Source organism: Pectinatus cerevisiiphilus, assembly GCF_004341685.1.
Lineage (GTDB): Bacteria > Bacillota > Negativicutes > Selenomonadales > Selenomonadaceae > Pectinatus > Pectinatus cerevisiiphilus.
The window spans coordinates 34,773-54,819 of the sequence record NZ_SMAA01000014.1; the positions used below are offsets into that span (position 1 = coordinate 34,773).

Here is a 20,047-nt window from a genome sequence, read left to right on the forward strand (position 1 = left end):
GAGTATGTCAGTAATAAGCAGTCTGATGGTAAAAATCGGTGCAGATTCATCTGGCCTAAAGAAAGGTCTGGATGAGGCAAAAACAGCTGTGGAGAAGTCCTTTGATACAAATCCTGTCAGTAAGTTCTCGGCTCATGTTGAGGATACCGGGAAAAGGATGGAGGGACTCATTGGCAGGATGAAGACATTTGCTGCCGTTGCGGCGGCTGGCTTTGGTCTTTCAGCACTGGTAAATGATGCGGCAGCAGCCGGGGATAATATTTATCGGCTTAGTCAGCGGATGCATATAAGCGCAGGTGAAGCTGGGAATCTTTCAAGAATTATGAGCCTTACAGGAGGTGATGTGACCTCACTCTCCACGGCTATGATGAGGCTGGATAAATCCTTCACCTCAGCTAGTACCGAGGGTGAAAAGACGCGTAGTATCCTCGCGGCGGTTGGCGTAGAGCTAACCAATGCTAATGGTCAGCTTCTTCCCATCAATGAACAGCTGAAAGGACTGGCGGCTGGCTACAAAAAAGCTACTGAGGCCGGCTATGGGCAGGAGCTTATTATGAACACGCTGGGCGTTCGTGGTATGGCGTTGGTCAGCACTCTTGAGCAATACAACGATGCGGCAGAGACGGCTGGCAAGGTCAAGACTATCGGCCTTGATGCCAAGGGGATGCACGAGCTGAATATGCAGCTCAAGATAATGCAGATGGAGAGCAGTCAGATTCAGCTGGCCTTGGTGGCTGGATTTGCGCCAGTGGTCAATGAATTTCTGCCGGGGATAATGTCAGGACTGCAAAGCACAGTCACCTTCCTGCGTGAGAACAAGACAGAAATAGCTACAGTCACCAAGGCTGCGGTTGAGTTCTATGCAGCGATGAAGGCAATCAGCCTTATAGGAAGTGCTGGTGCAGGGATTCTTTCCTTTTGGAATAGTATCAAGGTGGCAGCCGTTCAGACGGCGGTGGTGCAGGAAACAGCAGAGGCAGAGCTTTCGGCAGCTCAGATAAAGCACATCAACAAGGTCGTGGCTCGTTCACAGCAAGCATACACAAAGCGCGAGATAGATGCCATAAGAGCGGCGCAACAAGAAGGGCTTGCTTCAGATGAAGCACGGGCAAAATTAGAAACGAACCTTGTAGCTATTCAGCTTGAAGCGGAAAAATCTGCGGCTTCTATTTCGGCTGCGTTCACCAGACATTTCATGGAGGTAAACCGAGCCGCAGCGGTGATGGCAGCTGAAACGAATACTGCTATTGCATCTACTGGTGTAACAGCGGCAGAGGCAATAGCAGTCCAGACAACAGCTACAGCCAACCTTACAGCAGCACATATGGCAGAAGGCACAGCGGCAACAGTCGCTGGGGCGAAAAATACGGCCGCCAAGGGTGCAGCAACAAAGGCAACTGCAGCACAGATTGTGGCAACGGGGCAGCTTACAGCAGCACATGTAGCAGAGGGAACGGCTGCAGCGGCTGCGGGTGTGAAGTCCATATCCTTTACGGGTACTGCCATCAAGGGCGTCAGAACACTTGGCACAGCGGTGCTGGCTCTTACTGGCGGATGGATTGGCCTTGCTGCGGCGATTGCCTATGCCGGGTATTGTCTCTATCAGTACAAAAACGAGCAGTTTGCTGAGGAAAAAGCCCATACCTATAGTGTGGACGGCGAAAACTATATCGAAAAGGATGGCTATTTCTACAGGAAAGGTACAGGCCGGGTTCTGAATCCAGAGGCTTTGAACTCCGGCTATGTAAACGATGAAGAAATTGAGTACGATACTGGCGGTCAGCTTGTTTCAGATGACAGCCTCAATGAAAAGCTCCAGTCAGCCTGGTGGGAGCGTCATAAGGATGATGCAGATTACAAGGCACAGCTGGAAAAAGAAGAAGCTGATGAACGGCTGAGAAATGCCGACAGTGAGCTTGCGGCTCTGATGCAGAATATGAATTCCGCCGGCAGTACAGAAAGCTCTGGCGGTTCAGCAGAAAAACAGCCTGTGACCTACCAGGTGGCGGTGCCTATTGGCGAGGACATTGTAGGCTCGGCATTGAACCATATCGGTGAAAGCTGGGGCGAAAATACCTGCGCCATCTTTGCCTCGTCCATGCTTGAAGAAGCTGGTGTCTATGGCCTATCGGATCCAAACGGCGATAACATGAAGGCCAATGCCGGAGCTGCCTACCACGATGTGAATGATGGCTATCAGCCAAAAGCTGGTGACATTATTGAGTGGGGGGGCCATGTTGGTATATATGATGGCAACGGCGGCTATATTGCCAGCAACACCAAGACAGGCATCCACCAAGGCAGTATGGCTGAGGCGGAGGATTGGTTTGGACCTGTTCAAGGGTATATCAGCACCGCTGAATACACTGGCAACAAAACAGTCACCAAGACTATGGACAGTGAAGCGAAGGCCGCTGAGGACAGTCTGCAAAAGCTGAATAAAGCCAAGGAAGATGCCACTAAGCTATTTAATTCCATGGAAATAGAGATAGGCCGTGAAACCAAAACGGACTATAGCTATGGCATGGATCAGCTTGAAGCCAATATCCGAAAAAAGCAGGTCGAAATAAATCAGCTGAAGACAGCCGGTGTAGATACGACCATGCTGGAAAGTGAACTCGCGGATTACGGAGCGGCTCTAAAATCCAAGGTAGTCGAAAAATGGCAGGAAGCCAGTGAAAGCATCAAAAACACCACAGCCATTACCCTTGCCGAAACGAACAGCGATTACAAAGCAGCTGCCGAGGCGCAGTATCAGATGACGCTTACCAAGCTGAGTAAAGAGCGCAAGGATAAAGAAAAGGCTGTACTAAAAGACAAAGATGATGCTGAGGGCAGGCTTGCAATAGATAAGTGGTATGTGGCTGAATCCAATAAGGCTATGAAGGAACTCACTAAGGCAAAAAATGAGAGCTTCAATAGAGCCATTTCAGATTTTCAGAGCCTTGGCGATTTGAAAAATATCAGGATTGCGCTTGAAAGCAGTGATGCCAATGACGCGATGTTCCTTGAAGGACAGCAGGAGCTGGCAAAAGAATATGTAGAGCTTTGGAAGGCATCACATAAGACGGTGCAGAGCTATGCGGCTACCCTTGCGGCAAATGTAAATCAGACTATGGCAGACAGCTTCAAGGAATTTATTCAGGGAACGAAATCTGCTATGGATTTGGTACATGATTTTGGGCGTGTTGTGCTGAATACCATCGCTGAGATAGTTGCCAAGCAAGCTGCATCTCAGCTGGTAGGCTCGCTCTTTAAGTCATTTAAATTGTTCAGCGATGGCGGTGAGATAAACGGCTATGCATCTGGCGGAGCACTTGCCGGCGGCAGTATCAATGGAGCTGGCACAGGGACCTCAGACAGTATTCTTGCCTACCTGGAGCAGACGGGGCAGTTTATCCGTCTTTCTGACGGTGAGTTTGTCATGACTGCTGAGGCTACGAAGAAAAACAGACCAATGCTGGAGGCGATGAATGCCGGTGCCTTTAAAAATGGCGGTTCAATTTCAGCTCCAGCGATTAGAAGTGCTAGTGCAGACAGCAGCTATGGCAGCTCGGCATCAGCACCCAAGGGCGGTGTCATTGTCAATATTACCAACAATACCAACAGCGAGGTCACGGCAAAGCAGAGCGGCTTTGAGCAGTCTACACAGCGGTACATCCTGGACATTGTGATTGACGGCGCACAGCGGAATGTGAATGGCTTTGGCAATAACCTGAAAGCAGTAATGGGGGGATAATATGCGTACATTTCCAGATATAGAGCCGAATATTCCAGCGGCAAATTCCTGTGGAGACAGCTACAAAATGTCTATAACGGACAGTACGATTTCAACGACTACGGATGCCAACTATAAACACACCAGACCACGAGCCACGAGAATGCTGGAATCGTGGTCGTTTTCCTGGGTTGCGCTCTCGGCTGAGGAGTTTAATGTCATCACCTCATTTTTCCGCGAGGTTGGCACCTTTGAGCAGTTTTTATTCAAAAATCCTATCGATGGCAAGGCATATACCGTTCGGTTTGCTGAGGCGATGAAGGACTGGCAGTACGTCTACCCTTACGGCTGGCAGGGCAAGCTGTCTTTTGAGGAGGTCTAGCTATGCAGGTATGGTCACAGGCGGCAACGCTTGCAAAGAATGCACTCACCAATGACGGTGCGTTCCTTATTTTTCTTGAGATAAGATATTATGGGCTGGCAACAGTAAGACTGGTGCGAAATACAGATGATGTAAAATGGCAGGGCGTCACCTGGACGAGGTTTCCCTTTGCGCTTGAAACGTCATCTGAGGATGGCAAAACTATCCCGTCCATGAATCTTCAAATCTCAAACTGTCAGGGCATGATTCAGCAATACCTGCAAAAGTACAATGGCTTTTGTGATGCTGATGTAAAAATCATGGTGGCTTACAGTAAAAATCTAGAGAATCCTAATCCTGAGTTTGAGCTGGACTATATAGTGCAGTCATCGAGCTATGATGAGGAATGGATAAAGTTCACGCTTTCTGCCAGCAGTGAGTTAATCAACCGATATCCGCAAGGTAGGTACATAGCAGATTTTTGCCCGTTTCGCTGCGGAGATATACGCTGCGGTTATACGGGAAATGATGTCTGTGTGAATACGCTGAAAAGCTGCCAGGTGCCAAGTCGCTTTGGCGGTGAACCAGGCATGACGACTACAAGATGATAAAGGAGGATAAGATGCAGTATACAGATTTAATCGGTGTTCCGTTTAAGGACGGCGGCAGAGACAAAAATGGTCTGGATTGCTGGGGACTGGTGAAAATATTACTAGAGCGTCAGGGCTATAAGTATATTCAGGACTACGATATATCCGCCTTTAACATCAAGGACATCCATGATGAGCTGGAAACAAACCGTCATACCTGGCGAAAAATAGAAAAACCAGAGGTGGGCTGTGTAATACTTTTAGCCAATGGCTGCACAGCGGCCGCAAACCATGTCGGCATTGTGGTGGATGATAGTAGGTTCATCCACGCCTATGCACGGACTGGTGTATGTGTTTCTACGCTGAAACGCTGGCAGGCACATATTCTTGGCTTCTATCTGCCACCGGAGGTGATAACATGATTCAGATTATTGTTGTAGAAAATCCCTTGGAACCTAAAATCCATGAAACCTATGATGCCTATTATTCAGGCAAAGACATCCGTTCCTACTATAACGTGACCGAGGCAAATAGTGTGTTTCTGAATGGTCAGCGGGTAAAAGATATGGATGGCACAATACCACAGGACGGAAGTCAGCTCATCATAACGCCATGTGTTGCTGGTGGTGACTTCGGTAAAATTCTAGGCTTTGTGGCAATGGTCGCATTGACGGCATGGAGCGGGGCCATTCTTGGTGGTAGTGGTGTCTTTGGAATGGCGATTAAGGGATATACCTTCGGTGCGTATCTTGCCGCGGGTGCGGTGATGTATCTGGGCGGACGGCTTATAAACAGTGTCTTTCCGCAGCAGGCGGCCAATGTGGGTTGGCATGACTATGAGAAATCGCAGACCTACGGCTGGGATTTACCGACAGTTCAGACGATGGAAGGCGGTGTCATTGGCGAAACCTATGGCACCTGTATTCCGCAGCCGCAGCTTTTAGAGGAGCACGTTGAAACAAGCGACCAGGACGGCAAGCAGTACCTAAATCTCTTGTACTGCGGCGGCTATGGTGAAATTGACAGCATCACAGATATTCGTATCGATAGTACACCTATAGAGAATTATAGCAATGTCCAGCTTGAGACACGGCTTGGCACTAATGACCAGACGCCAATCAGTTTCTTTACTAATACACCGACAGACCAGTCTGTGGGGCTGATGCTGGATATAAATCAGCCGCTTATCCGTACCACAAATAGTACAGCGGCCTGCTCACTGGAGATTACGCTGGAGTGGAATAACGGTCTGTATCATCTGAATGATGACGGCAGCTACAGCAACGCCAGCATTTCCATTCAAGTAGAATATAAAAAAACAGGTATCCCGGATTGGACACTCTCGGGAAAATACACCTTCACAAACAGCAGCCCGGATGCCTTTAGACGCTCGGTCAAGATTGCCAGCAATATCGAGGCGGGGCAGTATGATGTCAAGGTCACGGCAGTCAGTAAGGATTCTGGCAGCCGCAACATGACCATCACCTATTGGTCGATTCTCACCTCGTACAATAATGGCGTCTATGTCAGACCAAACAAGGTGCTGGTGGCCATGCGAATACTGGCAACGAATCAGCTCAGCGGCGGTGTGCCAAATATCAACTGGCGGCAGACCCGCTCGAAGGTTTATGTTTATAACCCAAAGAAAAGTCAGTACGAGGTCAAGGCAGCGGATAATCCTATCTGGGCTGCCTATGATATTTTGCATGGCTGCCGCTATCTCAAGAATCTCAACACCGGCAAGAAAGAGTACGTGGTGTTTGGTTGTCAGCATCAGCAGCTTGATGCGTACTTCGAACAGTGGTGTGAGTCAGCAGCCTATGCAGATGAGCTGGTTCCGGATGAATACGGCGAGTTTGAAAAGAGGTATCTCTTTGATGCTTACTTCGATACCAGTCAGAAACGCTTCGAGGCAGCTACCAAAGCGGCTGCGGTAGGTCATTCCAGCATCATCATCCACGGCACGAGATATGGCATCGTAACAGATAAGCCGGGGATGATTTCGCAGGTATTTGCTGAGGGCAGGACAACGGTATCCTCGGTCAAAGGTACCTTTACCTCCAAGGAAGAAAGAGCCAAGTCCGTAGAGCTTCAGTACAATGACCGCCACAATGACTTTAAGAACACAGTGTTCACGCTGCGGTCTAAGGATTGGGCAAGCGAGGACTGTCAGGACAATACGGCACAGCTGACTTTGTTCGGTGTAAGCCGGAGAAGCCAGGCATACCGCGAGGGCGTCAGAGCACTTGCCACCAATGAACGCCAGCTGCAGTTCGTGGAGCTTTCCACGGATATTGATGGCCTGGTCTGTGAATATGGTGATATTGTCGGCTATGCCCATACCATTTCAAGAGTCGGCATTGCCTCTGGCAGGCTCATTTCGGCTACAGCAAATACCATTACCTTGGATAAGGCGGTGACACTGGATGCGGGCAAGACCTATGAAATCTACGTAACGCTCGCCAATGATAAGCTGGAAAAGAAGGAAGTCGCAGCGCCTATGCAAACTATCACCACAGATACGCTGACCGTGACGGCTGCATTTTCTGACGTTCCAGCACAGTATGATAACTACGCCTTTGGCGAAACCAACAAAGCCATCAAGCCATACCGGGTAGTCGGAGCGTCTCGTGATGGCGAAATGCTGGTTCAGCTCCAGCTTGCTGAATATGACGAATCTATCTATGCTACGGATATAAACTACGACCGCTACCCGCATATGGATTACACTAATTATGCTGGTCTCAGCGGGGACAAAATCCAGTCTGAGGTGGCGGATTCTCTGGAGATAAACAGCCGCACCAATTATGTAAAGACAGAGGACGGCTATCAAATAATCATTACGAAAAAAGAGCCGGACAATATCACCTATACTTTTCCAACTGAGCCGGATGTTATAGCCAATGGTCTCTTAAATATCTCGTTCGGCTCACGCGTTAGGACACTTGGCTATTATCGCCCGAATGATGGCGGCGGGGCAGAATACATCTGCCGCTATATTTATGATCCGCAGAATCATCCGTGGGCGCTTTACCTGGGTGAATCTGCGGAATACGAATACAAGGTGGTCACCGACGTTTCGGGCATCCCAATGACGAATGTCAGCGGCGATTATGTCTATGAAACAGACAGCGAAGGGAAAATGGTGGTTAATACCGATGAGTTTGGCAATCCTAAGCGCCGTAAGATTTATGCGGTGATATGTGAAAAAGTAGTCAACTATCGGATGTTTGGGGCAAAGCTGGATGGCGTTACAGACGATTACCAAGCCATCAAGGACTGCCATGATTACCAAATGAGCTGCTATGAGATTGAGCCGGAAAGCAAGCGCAAGCATTATCTGGTAAGCGTAGAAAATCATCAGGGCATTATAAGAAAGGACAATAATGAGCCAATCACCTGTGCTGGGAACATCGATATTTCTGGCAGCAAGCTCTTAGTGCAGGACTGCAATGCTACCTGGTTTGGTTTTTACCTTTGGGGAGATAATGAAGGGGACTTCATGACCTATGAGCCGCTGTACGAAACGAAGGAAACCTACCAGAAGGATAATTTCGTTATTGGGACAGAGGGAAAGCTCAGTCAGCTGGGAAACAACTCGCTAATGTTCCTGAAGGAATCCAGCTATGCGGTGCGTGATGATGCCGGGTATCTCTATTCTGAGCCACGTTATGAATTGCTTTTCCACACCATGGATGGAATCCTTGCCAATCCCATCACCTATGACTGGTCGATTGCTGGCGGTCTTGAAATAAAGACGCCAGTCTCAGACTATGTGACGCATGAGGTATCCACGGAGACGATAAACAGCCAGTTCGAGCTGTCCTATACACGGCTGCCAAATGCCCATTACAACTTTAAGGGCTGCCAGGTAAGGTTTGAGACCTCGGCAAATAAATACTGTTCAGTGCTGTGGTGCAAATGCCATAACGCCCATGTATCTGGCTTCAGCTTTTATCCCGACACCAATCAGATGCATAACACGGTATTCAAAAATACCATGATTTATATGTGGGGCTGCTACAATGCGGAGGTCTCAGATATTACCGGTTTCAATAACTCCGGCAAAAGAGAGAATGGTGTTGATGCGACTTCTGGCTATGTCATACGTGCCACGAACTGTCTGAACCTCCATATCCATGACTGCCATGTGCAGGGCTATTGGGGGGCAACGGCAATGAATTGCGTGAAGGACGTGCATATTGAGCGTGTAAGCATCAACCGTCTGGATATCCATAACTATTTCTATAATCTCTACATCGATCACTGCAACCTTTTCAATCATGCCATTCAGATTGGTGAGGGCAGAGGCATCTGTCAGATTACCAATAGCTGCTTTTACGTCAATTCACTTCCAGCCGACAGCTACCCTCATGCCCATATCCTGGAGCTGAATGCCACCTATGGACGGATATTCGAGGGCAAGATTCTCATAGATAACTGCAAGGCTTATTTGAAGGATGCAGAGGGAGGTGAGTTCGATGTCATAAAATGCGAGTTTTCACCGGAGGCTGTTTCGACCTTGGATACATTCAAGTGGCCGGAAACGACTATCCGGGAATGTAACTTCTTCTCGTATAACCCAGGAACCTATCTTGTGTACAATATGGTATCCGGTACTCGAAGCTGCAGGACTTCGACCAAGGCACCGACTAATGTCAAGGACTGGTGCAAAGATACAGGCAATGCGGATAGCGGCAAGCTCAACTGGAAATATCTCGGCCGCGGCCTTGACTGGGTGAATGACGGCAATACCGCAAATCATGAGGTGTACAAGGGCGAGATCATCCGCACCTATAAGACAACCATGACCAGTGATAATAAGACCGCCTTCTATGACAGGCATTATTTCGTGGTGGTGCAGGCGGGAAACCTGAACATCGCGGAAAAGCTCGAGACGAATATGCCAAGCGATTTATCCGGCAATGAATTTACCTATGGCACAGCAATCCTAAGGTATGTGAAATGGTATGAATGGCAGGCAAATAAAAGCTATGTTGTTGGGGATTTCTGTTATGTGGAAAGCTCCATGTGGCTGCCGGTTTATTCGTGGGAGTGTGTTTCTGCAGGACTGTCCAATGGCTATCGCCCTGCACATACAGTGGGAACGGTGATCGAGGGCGAAGATATCTATCCGAAGAATCTCGATGCTTGCTGGTGGACGTATGCTGGACCAAAGGCAGATTTCGTGAATGTCGAATTCAAGCCGAATATGACAGTTGAAAAAGGCCAAATCATCTATGCTGACCATAAGCTTTACAATGTTTTAGAGGCAGGAAAGCTGGATGCTATACCACCGCAGAATACGGCATGGAATGGCTCTTTTAAGCATGGCACGGCAATGCTGTCCTTTATCGGCAAGGAATGGTCGAGCAAGACCTGGTGGGCCAAGAATCACTACTGCATATCCGTTGACCGTAATGGTACTGAAGCAGTCTATAAGCTGGTCAAGCAGGACGGTACGACCTCCGGAGAATCACCAGTACGTGGAAATGCCCGCTGTGTGGATGGCGATATCATCTGGGAATGGACTTCAAGCGGGGATGACGGAAGTGCCTGGCTGCCGCAGACACGCTACAACGTAGGCGATATAGTTCATGCCAATGGGAATACCTATAAGTGTGTATTCGATGGCAGGCTTGAAATGCCATCACATATTATTCTTGAAAACATCTCAACCAATATGACAGTTGGCGGAGATGTTTTTGCTTTCTATGAAGGAGGTACGGATGTACCCATAAGAACCAATTACTCTGGTAAGTGGACAATAAAGGTCGATAACGTGGAGCGGTATAGGTTCCGAGATTTTGCTGATGGATATTTTGGTGTCAGCTCGAATCCGCTGCCGACGATATATGGCTCTGGCGGCAGTTTGTCTGAGGGCTACAGCAAGACGGAGGTAGATGTGCTGCTTTCGGGCAAAGCAAATAAAGCTGCTGTCTACACCAGAGAGGAAATAGACAGGCTGCTTTCCGGCACTGAAGATGGCAAGGCTGATGAGACTAGCTATACGAAGGCTCAGGTGAATGCACTCCTAGCCAAGAAAGCTGACCTAGAGCATGAACACAGCGAATATGCAACTGTGGCGGCTCTTGATAAGAAGCTCGATGCTGACGATCTACGTATCCATGCCAGCCGTCATATCGGTACCCATGATGTGGATGAAGCAGGACTGGCTGATGGCATGGCTATGTATTATGATGCAGCATCCAAGACCTACAAATTCAAGAAGGTCACGGCAGCAGATGAACCAGAAATCGACCCGCCAGCAGAGGATAAGGTGCCGCTCCAAACTATCATCTACACGAAATCTGTTTACTGCGATAAGACCTTTACGTCCCAAGAAGCTGATGCGGATTACCAGTTCACCATTCCAGAGGGGGCAGAGAAGTTCCGTGTGGTTGCTGTTCCAGCTACTAGCGTGAGTATATCTGCAGATACTTATATTGAGTTTGTGAATGCCGATGGAACGCTGGCAAAGAAAGTCAGCTGGTCTGAGGTGTCCGCTGATGGCATTATTGCTGACTGTACTGTTGGCAAGACCTATGCCTTCAAGTGTTCCATTACAACAAGCGGTGCGACAACGATTGCACTCTACGTTGATTGCGGTGAGAAGATCAACCAGCTCGTGGCCAATACTTCGAATGTTCCTGCGCTCGATAGCAAGAAGGTAGAAGAGCCGCCGATAGAGGATGCTGTGCCACTGACTGTTTTGGCTACCAAGACACTTACGGCCAGTGGCTCTGGTACAGAGTATGCGTGTGAGGATTGGTCAGCGGGCAGTGAGTTCCAATTTACGATTCCCGTTAGTGTGACGAAATTCAGGTTCTCAGTAACGCCTGCAGATGCAACAGCAAGAATCAGCAATGCAGATGTTACCTTTATCGATGCCGATTGGAACGCACAGGTAAAGATCAAGGCGCAAACGCCAGCCGTGCTAAGCTGCATAAAGGGGAAGACCTATGCTTGGTGTATCTGGGTAGGTACGAATATGAAGACAGATGTTATTTGTAAGGTAGAGGTTGGCGGTGAGGTCGAGACTTCGGCTGTGACCGAGGCAACGGTAATACCTGCCTATAGCTGATTTTAAGGAGGAAAGATTATATGGTTTTATGGACAACTACAGAACTGAAGACAGGAACCCTATTCGGGCTACTGTGGGGGCTGCTGAATCTAATGCTGGGAGGCATTGATGCACCGATACTTGCACTGAGCGGCCTGATCATGCTCGATTTCCTGACGGGCATTACAGCCGCCTATAAAAATGCAGAACTCAATTCCCGTACAGGAGCTGCCGGTCTTATGCGTAAGGCCGGTATCTTTGTCTGCATTATTATCGCCTATCTTCTGGACACTGCTACGGGGTTGATGATGTTTCGGGGAATGGTGATTACAGGCTTTGCCATCATTGAGGTCATGAGCCTGGTCGAGAACTTCGACCGCATGGGCTATGGCGAGATTATTCCCGTGTTTTTGCGGATACATCTGCAAAAGATTGCCGCTGAGAAGAACTTAAAAGTAAAGGAGTCTGATGACAAATGAAGATTTTTATCAATCCAGGGCATGCGCCAAACGGTCAGCCGGATCCAGGTGCCTGCAATAAATATACTGGGCTGCAGGAAAGTGAGGTGGCATTCTGTGTAGGTGAGAAGACAGCAGATTATCTTAATGCTGTCGGCATCGAGACGGAAAGTTTGCAGTCGGATAGTTTGGCGGAGGTATGTATTGCGGCAAATGCCAGCGGAGCAGATTTTTTTATTTCCGTCCATTGCAATAGCGCCAACACAACTTCCGCCAATGGCACAGAAACCTGGGCATGCGCAGGCTCGGCTGAGGGAAGGAAGCTTGCCCAGTGCATCAATGACCAGATTGTTGACGCTCTTGGCACCACTGACCGCGGGGTGAAGATTGCCGCGCCAGGAATCAACGGCTTGTATGTTCTCAGCAATACAGATATGCCGGCGGTGCTCGTAGAGCTTGCTTTCATCTCGAATGCTGAGGATGTGGTGCTTCTTACCGAGCAGCAGGATGAGTTTGCCCGAGCCATTGCCCGTGGTGTGACGGATTATTTCAATTGAGGTGGTGGACGTGAATGATAGGACTAAAAAAATTCTGGTGGCTATTGTTGTTGCTGTTATTGTCTGTGCCGCAGCTTTCCTTTGCAGCCGAAGCAGAGCCGATGTACCAGATAACGGAAACCGAGCTGATGACGCTCGAGAACAACTTGAACGAGCTAGACTCAATCAACAAGCAGCAGAAGGACAGCTTGATGAAGCTTCAGACACAGCTAAAGACCTCGGAGGAGAGATTACAGGCATCCGAGAAGAAGTCCATGAAGCTCGAATTACAGCTGACGGGATTAAAGAAGACAATGACCGAGCAGGACGGCTTATTACAGAATGCCGAGAAATCCTTGAACGAGTCCATCGCCGAGGAGAAAGCCAAGCAGGCGAGAACTAAGCGTGAGAGAAACTTAGCGTATGGAATTTTAGGAATCTTGCTGTACGCCTATATACAGAAATGATAATGGCTCGTGCCTTGAGAAGTAAATTCTTGAGGTACGAGCCATATTTTTATTTAAGGAATTGCTGATAAATCAACAGTTTCCAATCATTGATTTATCCACAAGTCGATTTTTGAAATTAACTTGCATTAAATTCATTAATCGATGCTTTGGGCACATCCATTCTCCGGCCTTTCTGATTTAGGGAGGTATTTCCCTAAATCTAGACAAACCTATCCAAGGACTGCACCAAATTCTTTCTGTCGTCCAGCCCTTATGCACAGTACCAGATTTGCTGAAGCAAACAACAGTTGAAACATCTGGTAGTTCTTTTTCAATCCACGGTATTTTGTTTTCCTGCATTTGAAAAAATTCTTTATGATGTGGAATGGATGCTCTACTTTACAACGTATGGAAGATTTTTCATGCTCAATCAGTTTATCCCAGTTCATCCCTTCATAAATTTCTGTCAAGTGATTCTGGGACGGACGCTTGGCAACGCGAAAATCTACGCAGTATGATCCGAAAATTCTTGGCAAAAATGGTATAGTCGACCCATTGTCGCTTGCTATAGCGTTGCAGGATTCAGCAGATGAGAGAGTAGAGCAGGTAATCGACGAGATGTTGACGAAGGTTTTTGGGGGAAAAAATTAAGATGGTAGGTGGATTTACCAGATTTAAATAGTGGTTCAAGGGTTTTGAAGAAGAATGAGATTATTGATATGAAACAGCTCGGTTTGCGTGGGATGACAAAAGACGATGCGCTGCTAATATACAAAAAGTTGTACACACCTAGTATCGGATAGAATACAGAAATGAATGAAGCCGGAGCACTGGAGGATTGATTCCTCGGTGCTCCGGCTTTTTGCGTTTATAGCAGGTCAGGGAACTCCTGACGTAAGGTTTTTCTGGCCTTTTCTAATCGAGATAAAAGTGTCGTGCGGGGAATACCGAGCTGCTTGGCTATGGCAGTATCGCTTATGCCACTCTCCTGCGCGATGATGATATCGTGGCCACCAGGTAAAAGCTCGTCCAAACGCTGGAATAACTCTTGTAGCAAAATAGAATCTATGGCCTGGTCGATAGTAGCCGTGCTGCTTTCAGTGCTGAGTGTGTCGAGCAGAGTTGGCGTTTCGCCATCAATGCCTTGATACTCATAGTTTAGAGAAAGGCAATTCCCAGCGCGATGAAATTCACAGCTAAGGCAATCGCTATCACATAGCCACCATTTCTGGCGAGTGCATACGCATTGTCCTTGGTCTTGCATCTTTTTGCGGACGGTTCTGTTGGAATTGACGAAGTAGCGATATACTTCCTTCGAGACTACATTCCAGGTACGGGATGGTTTGTCATAGATACGGGGTACGTCTTGAGTCTGAGTGTCGTTGGTTTTCATTAGATTGTCTCCTTCCGGCTTTTAAGCCGAAGCGGAGACAACCTGCATTGCTGCCAGATATATTGTTCATACGTTGGTCACCTCATACGGATTGCTCCGCCTCAAATTGGTGACCAGCCGTTCGTTAAGCTGGCACTGTATATTCAATTTCTTCCATCCATCAGCTACGAACACACTACCCGGCCGGGATAATAGTGAGCTGATTTCAGGAAAAGTAGTTTTATGCCTTGCTTAGGGCGGAATAATTTTTGTTTAGATAAGTCTTACCTGTTAGTACATTTAGATTGTAGTTCAAACATTAGGCATAAGCTAACGAGTCTTGTGACTATATATATTCTTGAAGAAGTAGGCGCAAATACTGGTAAAATAAAAGCATTCGTAGTAGAATGTTGTTATGCACATAAGCATATTTTATTCGAATTGAGAATATGGAGAACGATGTGGCGATGGAACTAGATATTTTAAAGGAACGTTTGCGAGAAACTTTTGGTGATGATTCGCAAGAAATAGTGGGTGGAAAACTAAATATGACCCAGGGTAATGTGAGTAGATTGCTATCTGGCTCTCAACAGCCGACTCCGGATACGCTCTATCGAATTGCCGAAGTATATGAGGTATCCATCGACTGGCTAATGGGGCTGTCAAATAATAAGAAAAGAGCCACAGCAAAAGAAAAAACTTCTTATGCTGTGGCAGTTGAAATGCTAATGCAGTTGTACCAGCATGGTAGTAATATTGAATTTAAGAGTTCTGGCTACGAGCTAAAGCTCAGTATTAAGGATCCGCTTTTAAAGGCCTTACTAAAAAAGAGCATTACACTCTCGAAAACTGACAAGGAGTTATACCAGAGCTGGAAAGAAATGAAGCTTTCTCTTTTTAATGATAAGTCGCTGGTTTATCAAAAAATGTGGCAGGATAATGATGTTGGCTTTCTAGCAGGAGAAGCTACTGCAGAAGCACATTGGCTTGAAGTATATAATTTAGCAAAGGCTAAGGAAGCAGAATATGCTGAAATGATGGGCGATGCCCCTGGCCCGTTTGGAGGTTGATATTTTGGATGATCTTAGACAAATAATAAAAGATCGCCTATCAAAAACCTTTAGCGGGAATACTCAGGAAGTGACTGCACGTAAGCTGAACACAACACAAGGAAATGTGAGTAAATGGGTTAACGGTACTCAGATTCCGACCCCAGATATGCTGCTGGAAATTTCTAAAGCATATAAGGTCTCGGTGGACTGGTTGCTGGGTATCAGTGAACAACGAGAGATCGATGGTCTCGTTGTTGAAAAACTAACATATGAGCATATCGCGAGGGTTTTAGATAAACTGATTGAAAACAATACAATTGAAATACCAGATCTGGTTGTGATGGCGAACGAGAATGGCCTCAGTTCTATTGCAGAAGATGATGTCGAAGATGAAGAAGAATCTATCACAAAGGAATCAGTATTCGATCCTGATTACATAAAAATTAAGGACCGACTGCTTTCCTACATAATGCGAAGGCGTTATAAACTTGCATCAATTGATTTGGAAATGTTCGATGAGTGGAAGGAAAAACTGAATAATTTTCAGGGACTAAGGCTTCTTGCTTATAACGAAAAAGTGGAAGCGGCAATCGATTATAAAAGTCCAGCGCAATTTAAAGATGGTGATTGGGTTGAACTGGTACGTTATTTATCGACAATGACAACAGAAGAGTTACATCAACTCGTAGAAGAATTAAAGAAAAAGGATGGGACAAACTAATGGCAGAAAAGAATACAGCCGACATCGGTTTTGAAAAAGAAATATGGGATGCGGCCTGTGTACTTAGAGGAAATATGGATGCATCAGAATACAAGAACGTTATCCTTGGCCTTATTTTCTTAAAGTACATTTCCGATAGCTTTGAAAGTAGATACCAAGAGTTACTTAATGAAGGCGATGGGTTTGAGGAAGATAGAGATGAGTATACTTACAAGAATATTTTCTTTGTTCCAACAGGTGCTCGCTGGAAAGATATTGCAGATAAAGCGCATACTCCTGAAATTGGAACAACTATCGACAATGCAATGATTGCTATAGAATCTGAAAACAAAAAATTAAAAGGAATTCTACCTAAGAATTTTGCTCGTCCCGAATTAGATAAGAGAAGACTAGGAGAAGTCGTTGATTTGTTCACCAATGTTCAAATGGCAGATGGTGCGGACGAGAAAGATTTACTTGGTAGAACTTATGAATATTGTCTTCGTAACTTTGCTGAACAGGAGGGGAAAAATGCTGGACAATTCTATACACCATCCTGTGTTGTAAGAACCATTGTTGAAATCCTACAGCCATTCAATGGTCGTGTATATGATCCTTGCTGTGGAGCTGGCGGTATGTTTGTTCAGTCTGCAGGGTTTGTAAAGAATCATCAGGGTAATATTAATGACATTTCTGTTTATGGTCAGGAGTCAAATCCTACCACATGGAAGATGGCAAAGATGAATCTTGCAATAAGAGGAATAGATTGTAATTTAGGTGAAATTCCAGACGATACCTTTTTAAATGACCAGCATCCAACAATGCGTGCCGATTTTGTGATGGCAAATCCACCATTCAATCTAACTCCTTGGGGAGCTGACAAATTAAAAGAGGATCAACGCTGGAAGTATGGAATGCCACCAGCAGGAAATGCCAACTTTGCATGGATTCAGCATATGATTTGGCATTTATCACCAAACGGAAAGATGGGCATGGTCCTTGCAAATGGATCACTTTCATCTCAAACGGGTGGAGAGGGAGAAATTAGAAAAAATATCATTGATGCCAATCTTGTTGAATGCATCATTTCCCTTCCAGACAAATTATTCTACACGACTGGTATCCCAGTTAGCCTTTGGTTTATTAACAAAAATAAAAAGCATCAAGATCAGACATTATTCATTGATGCACGAAATATGGGTACTATGGTAACTAGAGCTTTACGTGAGTTAACGGATGGTTCGGATGATCCTCAGAATAACGATATAAAAAAGATTGCCGATACCTATGCAGCGTTTATTGAGGGGACTTTAGAAAACGTCTCTGGTTATTGTGCAGTGGTAACGACTGAGAAAATTGCCTCTCAGGATTATATACTTACACCAGGACGTTATGTTGGAATTGAAGAACAGGAAGACGACGGAGAGCCGTTTGATGAAAAGATGACGAGACTCACAGCTGAACTGTCAGGAATGTTTGAAAAATCCCATGAACTTGAGGCTGAGATTAAAAAGAAGCTGGGGGCAATTGGGTATGAAATATAAGCTTTCAGCTATTTGCCATTATGTAAAGGGTATGTTAGAGTAAACTACAAATGGAATTACGTGTGTGTGTTGGTAGATTTATTTAACCGTGAAATTATTGGTTATAGTGCTGGCGTGCATAAAAACGCTCAATTGGTATATGATGCCTTTGCAACAGTAAAAACAGATTTGCGAAAAATCCAAATGTTTCACTCGGACAGAGGAAGTGAGTTTAAAAATGAATTGCTTGAAAAAGTAATCACTACATTTGAAATTAAACGATCTTTGAGTATGAAGGGGTGTCCGTATGACAATGCTGTTGCCGAGGCGACATTCAAAATATTTAAAACGGAATTTGTTTATGGACGCAATTTCGACAGTTTAAGCCAGTTGCGGTACGAATTAAAGAGTTATGTGAAATGGTTTAACAATAATAGAATTCATGGATCATTAAATTATATGACTCCGGTGGAATTTAGAAAATTGACCTTATAAAAAGTGTCCGACAAAGTGTTGACAATCCAGATCTTTTATCATCAACGGGTATGAGAGTTGGTGAGCTGGTTTTACTTAATCGAGAAGATATTGATTTCAATGAACGAGAATGCATTGTTCTAGGTAAAGGTGACAAAGAGCGAATAGTATACTTCGATGCAAGGACTAAACTTCATCTGCAGGAATATTTGAAAAGCAGATCAGATACTAATCCGGCATTATTCGTTGGATTGAGAGCTCCGAATGAACGACTTGAAATTGGTGGCGTTGAAGTCAGAATTCGTAAACTTGGAAGAAGTATTGGTATTAAGAAATGTCATCCTCATAAGTTCAGAAGAACGATGGCGACAGTAGCAATAGACAAAGGAATGCCTATTGAGCAAGTGCAGAAGCTCTTAGGGCATGAGAAGATAGATACAACTCTTCACTATGCGATGGTGAAGCAGAGTAACGTTAAGAATGCACATAGAAAATATATTGGGTAGGTGATTTGATGATAAATTGGAAAGAAACTAGAGTTGGCGATATTGGAAAAGTAATTACGGGAAAAACGCCTAAAACTAGTATAGATGAAAATTATGGTGGCGATATTCCATTTATAACTCCATCTGATGATATGACGACAAAATATATCTTCACTACAAATAAAAAATTAACCGAAATGGGTGCGCAATCAGTTAAAAATAATATAATACCTCCAAATACAATTTGTGTAAGTTGTATTGGTTCAGATTTAGGAAAAGTCGTTATTTCAACTGAAACATCAGTAACAAATCAGCAAATAAACTCTATAGTTTTAAATGAAAATGAATATGATTTAGATTTTATATATTATGTTATGACAAGTTTAGGTAAAGTGATGAATCATCACAGTAAAACATCTACAGCAGTGCCGATTGTGAATAAAACCCAATTTTCAGATTATACTTTTATGTGTCCTGATTTGATTACACAGAAAAAAATTGGTGGAGTACTCGCTAGTTTAGATGATAAAATTTCTAACAACAGATCGATAAATAGGAATTTAGCAGAGCAGGCAGCCACATTGTTTCAGGCGTGGTTCGTAAAATTCGAGCCTTATGGCGGGTCAATGCCTGATAACTGGTCTGAAGGCAATCTCGGGCAAATTGCTGAGCTTAAAACAAGAAGTTTTTCACCTGCAAAAAATCCTGACGTTACTCTTGAACATTACAGTATTCCGTCTTATGACGAGAAACATTTCCCAGTATTTGAGATTGCCTCTGGCGTAAAAAGTAACAAGTATGTTTTGACGCCATCCTCCGTAATGATTTCAAAACTGAATCCTGATACAAAGCGTATATGGAGACCTCTTTGCCTTACGAGCCATGCAGTGTGTTCTACTGAGTTCATGGTTTATGAAGCAATCAATCCAGAACATAAAGATTATGTTTATTCAATAATAGATGATCCTATGTTCAGTGCCTTTTTATGTGCTCATACAACCGGTTCCACCAACAGTCGTCAGCGTGCTACGCCAAGCGTAACTTTGACTTATCCTGTTCTAATTCCGCCAGACGATGTAATAAATGAATTCTGTTCTATTGTGTCGCCAATGTATGATCTCATAGGTGCTAACACTTTAGAAAATCAGAAGCTTGCAAACACTCGTGATTCTCTACTTCCAAAGTTGATGTCGGGAGAATTGAATGTCTCAGGAATAATATCTTAGGCCGCTAAATTCTTGTTTTTTATAAAATTTTAACGCCCTT

Annotated in this window: 16 protein-coding genes and 1 pseudogene; 15 read left to right on the forward strand and 2 right to left on the reverse strand. The window is 45.4% G+C overall.

The genetic code is table 11. The features are described from left to right. Positions 1-4: 4 nt before the first annotated feature. Genes EDC37_RS09360 through EDC37_RS09395 form a run of 8 tightly spaced genes read left to right on the forward strand, consistent with a single transcriptional unit; the run spans position 5 to position 13,193 of the window. The gene (locus EDC37_RS09360) at positions 5-3,739 is read left to right on the forward strand and encodes a hypothetical protein (RefSeq protein WP_132550686.1); all 3,735 of its coding nucleotides are present in this window, start codon (positions 5-7) and stop codon (positions 3,737-3,739) included. Position 3,740: 1 nt separating this feature from the next. Continuing rightward, entirely contained in the window at positions 3,741-4,100 is a 360-nt protein-coding gene (locus EDC37_RS09365) for a hypothetical protein (protein WP_132550688.1), read from the forward strand. 2 nt (positions 4,101-4,102) lie between these two features. Next, a complete protein-coding gene (locus EDC37_RS09370; protein ID WP_132550690.1) occupies positions 4,103-4,687 on the forward strand; it encodes a DUF1833 family protein in 585 nt (194 codons plus the stop codon). Between the two features lie 14 nt (positions 4,688-4,701). Continuing rightward, positions 4,702-5,091, forward strand: a complete 390-nt coding sequence (locus tag EDC37_RS09375) for an NlpC/P60 family protein (RefSeq protein ID WP_165874493.1) — start codon at positions 4,702-4,704, stop codon at positions 5,089-5,091. Then, entirely contained in the window at positions 5,088-11,753 is a 6,666-nt protein-coding gene (locus EDC37_RS09380; RefSeq protein WP_165874494.1) for a host specificity factor TipJ family phage tail protein, read from the forward strand. Before EDC37_RS09375 ends, EDC37_RS09380 begins: the two co-directional genes overlap by 4 nt. Positions 11,754-11,773: 20 nt before the next feature. Next, the gene (locus EDC37_RS09385; protein WP_132550696.1) at positions 11,774-12,211 is read left to right on the forward strand and encodes a phage holin family protein; all 438 of its coding nucleotides are present in this window, start codon (positions 11,774-11,776) and stop codon (positions 12,209-12,211) included. After that, the gene (locus EDC37_RS09390; protein ID WP_132550698.1) at positions 12,208-12,747 is read left to right on the forward strand and encodes an N-acetylmuramoyl-L-alanine amidase family protein; all 540 of its coding nucleotides are present in this window, start codon (positions 12,208-12,210) and stop codon (positions 12,745-12,747) included. Before EDC37_RS09385 ends, EDC37_RS09390 begins: the two co-directional genes overlap by 4 nt. A 14-nt stretch (positions 12,748-12,761) precedes the next feature. Then, positions 12,762-13,193, forward strand: a complete 432-nt coding sequence (locus EDC37_RS09395) for a hypothetical protein (RefSeq protein WP_132550700.1) — start codon at positions 12,762-12,764, stop codon at positions 13,191-13,193. A gap of 212 nt (positions 13,194-13,405) precedes the next feature. Here the strand turns inward: EDC37_RS09395 and EDC37_RS12615 are convergent, their stop codons facing one another. Further along, positions 13,406-13,624, reverse strand: a complete 219-nt coding sequence (locus EDC37_RS12615; protein WP_196589875.1) for a transposase — start codon at positions 13,622-13,624, stop codon at positions 13,406-13,408. 40 nt (positions 13,625-13,664) lie between these two features. On the opposite strand from EDC37_RS12615, the gene EDC37_RS12295 reads away from it, so the two are divergent. Beyond that, complete coding sequence (locus EDC37_RS12295; RefSeq protein WP_165874495.1) at positions 13,665-13,826, forward strand: hypothetical protein; 162 nt, start codon at positions 13,665-13,667, stop codon at positions 13,824-13,826. A gap of 217 nt (positions 13,827-14,043) precedes the next feature. Here EDC37_RS12295 and EDC37_RS09405 read toward each other — a convergent pair whose 3' ends face one another. Beyond that, positions 14,044-14,568 (reverse strand): sigma-70 RNA polymerase sigma factor region 4 domain-containing protein, encoded by a 525-nt coding sequence (locus tag EDC37_RS09405; RefSeq protein ID WP_132550702.1) that lies wholly within the window; start codon positions 14,566-14,568, stop codon positions 14,044-14,046. A gap of 446 nt (positions 14,569-15,014) precedes the next feature. Here EDC37_RS09405 and EDC37_RS09410 point away from each other — a divergent pair, with 446 nt between their 5' ends. From EDC37_RS09410 to EDC37_RS09435, 6 genes and pseudogenes are all read left to right on the forward strand, one after another. Beyond that, positions 15,015-15,617 carry a helix-turn-helix domain-containing protein gene (locus tag EDC37_RS09410; protein ID WP_165874496.1) on the forward strand — a complete coding sequence of 201 codons (603 nt, stop codon included), beginning with the start codon at positions 15,015-15,017 and terminating at the stop codon, positions 15,615-15,617. 4 nt (positions 15,618-15,621) lie between these two features. Continuing rightward, positions 15,622-16,320 (forward strand): helix-turn-helix domain-containing protein, encoded by a 699-nt coding sequence (locus tag EDC37_RS09415; RefSeq protein ID WP_165874497.1) that lies wholly within the window; start codon positions 15,622-15,624, stop codon positions 16,318-16,320. Further along, positions 16,320-17,843: a class I SAM-dependent DNA methyltransferase gene (locus tag EDC37_RS09420; RefSeq protein ID WP_132550708.1), complete on the forward strand. Its 1,524-nt coding sequence runs from the start codon at positions 16,320-16,322 to the stop codon at positions 17,841-17,843. Before EDC37_RS09415 ends, EDC37_RS09420 begins: the two co-directional genes overlap by 1 nt. Before the next feature lie 30 nt (positions 17,844-17,873). Further along, positions 17,874-18,317, forward strand: a pseudogene (locus tag EDC37_RS09425) (transposase); the annotation flags it as partial. Next, positions 18,314-18,802, forward strand: coding sequence for a tyrosine-type recombinase/integrase (locus EDC37_RS09430; RefSeq protein WP_279388550.1), 489 nt, complete (start codon positions 18,314-18,316; stop codon positions 18,800-18,802). The pseudogene EDC37_RS09425 and the gene EDC37_RS09430, both read left to right, overlap by 4 nt. Positions 18,803-18,810: 8 nt before the next feature. Continuing rightward, the gene (locus EDC37_RS09435; RefSeq protein ID WP_132550714.1) at positions 18,811-20,007 is read left to right on the forward strand and encodes a restriction endonuclease subunit S; all 1,197 of its coding nucleotides are present in this window, start codon (positions 18,811-18,813) and stop codon (positions 20,005-20,007) included. Positions 20,008-20,047 lie beyond the last annotated feature (40 nt).